The sequence below is a fragment of the Collinsella sp. AM43-1 genome (assembly GCF_003467925.1).
Lineage (GTDB): Bacteria > Actinomycetota > Coriobacteriia > Coriobacteriales > Coriobacteriaceae > Collinsella.
Window position 1 is genome coordinate 1 of the sequence record NZ_QSFR01000043.1, and the last position, 1,549, is coordinate 1,549.

At 57.0% G+C, this 1,549-nt stretch carries 1 protein-coding gene; it reads left to right on the plus strand.

Annotation, left to right across the window (positions count from 1 at the left end; genetic code table 11):
- Window positions 1-123 precede the first annotated feature (123 nt).
- Window positions 124-1,338 carry an MFS transporter gene (locus tag DW925_RS09970; protein WP_195521868.1) on the plus strand — a complete coding sequence of 405 codons (1,215 nt, stop codon included), beginning with the start codon at window positions 124-126 and terminating at the stop codon, window positions 1,336-1,338.
- Window positions 1,339-1,549: the final 211 nt, after the last annotated feature.

A 1,549-nucleotide genomic window follows, 5' to 3' on the forward strand; every position in this document is an offset into this window, starting at 1 on the left:
TCATCGGCGCGTTCTTCGGCGTGCTGGCGTAAGGGCCCGGCTGCATAGATTTTCGTTGCAACCTGGAAAGGGGATGGAGCAGGCCTATGCCCTCCATCCCTTTTTTGTATAGAAGGAGTTCGTATGTTCGCGAAGGATCGCGAAGCAATGCGCCTGACGCCGGCAGAGGTCAGGCTGATTCTTATTGAGTCCCTGCAGTGGTGCGCCAACAACGCGGTCTACTTTTTGGGGCTTATCGGTGCGGCCACGTATGATCTGGCTGGCACGGCCTTTTTGGTTGCCGCCATTACGCTCGTGCGCAATCTTATGACGTCGGTGGGCAATATGGTGTCGGGCTCGGTCATCGATCGCTTTGGACCGCGCCGGACGTCGTTTGTGACGTGCGTGATTACGGCAGTGCTATCGCTTGGCGTGGGGTTGGCGCCGTTGTCTGTCCCCGGGCTTGTGTTTGCCGCGTGCGTCTTGGGACTTGCGGGCGGCTTTATCAACACCTGCACGCATGCGTTTCCGGGATACCTGGAGTCGACCACCGAGGGCCGTACCCGCGTGAACGGCCTCATGGTGTTCTACAGCAATATCGCCTATACCGCTGGCCCGCTGCTCGGCGGTGCCATCGTGAGCTGTTTTGCCACGCAATCGGTCTATCTGCTCATGGCGGGCATGATGGGTGTGGCGGCCGTGCTCTCCTTGGGCTGTCACGAGTGTGTTGCTCCCGCAAAAGGGGAGAAGCCGAAGGGCGGTATTTTGGGCGGCATGGCCGAGGGTGCGCGACTTACGTTTCGCGACCACGACCTGCGCCTCATCTTTATCTCGGGCTTTTTGGGTTTCTTTGCGTTTGGCGCGTTCGATTCGCTGGAGTCGTTGTTCTATCGCGATGTGCTCAACGTGGATATCGTCTGGCTGGGCTGGCTGTCCTCGGTCGTGGGCCTCACTTCCTCGGTGGGCGCGTTCATCCTGACCAAGCTTTCTGCCCGCCATGTCAACCTGCGATTGCTGCTCGGCGCGCTCATGGCCGTGGGCATTGGGTCCATGGTGTACGTGGGCACCGATATGCTGGGGGTCGCGATTATCGGTCAGGCGATTAACGGTCTGGCCTGGGGATTCCTGGAACCGCTGCAGATGATCTTGATTCAGGAGCGCGCCGACATCAAATACCTGGGGCGCATTACCGGCTTTGTGCGTTTTGGCCTGATGAGCGCCGGCGTGCTGCCGCTGCTGGCGGCTCCGTTTTTGGCGGAGGCTTTGGGCGTTCAGGCGGTGCTGTTTGGGGCATCGACCATTATTGCGCTGGTAGGAACGCTGTTCTTTGTCACACAAGGGAGGCGCCAGAGGCGTTAGCTATACATTCAATTCTAATTTAATACCACTCACCAGAGAATTTCGACCGTTCACCGAGGATTGGAGCAGATTGATAAGTGGTATTAAAAACACATTAGGTGTATGTCTATAATTGGTATCGAAAAGAAACGCGATGTATAGAGTTGCGTGCAGGACAGAAAGGAAAAGCCATGAAGGAAACCGAGAAGATCGAGATCATGCACTTTAGCCA